Origin of the sequence: Halomonas koreensis, assembly GCF_031451675.1 — a bacterium.
In the GTDB taxonomy this organism is placed as follows: Bacteria; Pseudomonadota; Gammaproteobacteria; order Pseudomonadales; family Halomonadaceae; genus Halomonas; species Halomonas koreensis.
The window spans coordinates 1-544 of record NZ_JARWAK010000038.1 but is presented as its reverse complement, the minus strand read 5'-3'; the positions used below and the strand labels follow the sequence as shown (position 1 = coordinate 544).

Here is a 544-nt window from a genome sequence, read left to right as displayed (position 1 = left end):
GGGAACCTGCGGCTGGATCACCTCCTTAATCGACGACGTCACCGGCACTCGGCAAGTGCTCACAATGAATTACCTGATCGGCCAGAGCAAAGACTGTTTGGGTCGCGGACCCAGTGGTTATAGCCGGGTCTGTAGCTCAGTTGGTTAGAGCGCACCCCTGATAAGGGTGAGGTCGGCAGTTCAAGTCTGCCCAGACCCACCAAAATTTGCGCAATACGTCGTTGCTTTCCACCTCGTGTAGCAGGCTACACGTCGGCGAAAAGCGCCTCGTCTTGCTCAAATTTCCCTATCCAAGACGGGAACGTCAGAGGGGCCTTAGCTCAGCTGGGAGAGCGCCTGCCTTGCACGCAGGAGGTCAGCGGTTCGATCCCGCTAGGCTCCACCATCCTCCCGACAGTCGTATCGTGACGAGACCAGTCGCAAGTCTTGAGAGAGAAGGGTTTTCTTCCTTCTTCGCTCTTATGACTTCCGACTGTTCTTCGAACAGTCGCTCTTTAACAATGTGAATCATGCTGACAAAGTTCCTTTCGAAAGAAAGGACATG

At 54.2% G+C, this 544-nt stretch carries 1 protein-coding gene and 2 tRNA genes; 2 read left to right on the top strand and 1 reads right to left on the bottom strand.

Annotated features, from left to right (window positions below):
- The first annotated feature begins 125 nt into the window (after positions 1–125).
- Both QC818_RS18335 and QC818_RS18330 read left to right on the top strand, forming a co-directional pair.
- Positions 126–202 (top strand) — tRNA-Ile (locus tag QC818_RS18335).
- Positions 203–309: 107 nt separating this feature from the next.
- Positions 310–385: transfer RNA gene (locus tag QC818_RS18330), tRNA-Ala, on the top strand.
- Here QC818_RS18330 and QC818_RS18325 read toward each other — a convergent pair.
- A partial coding sequence (locus QC818_RS18325) for a hypothetical protein (RefSeq protein ID WP_309654306.1) occupies positions 356–544 on the bottom strand: 189 nt, incomplete at its 5' end. The two genes, QC818_RS18330 and QC818_RS18325, sit on opposite strands and share 30 nt — an antisense overlap.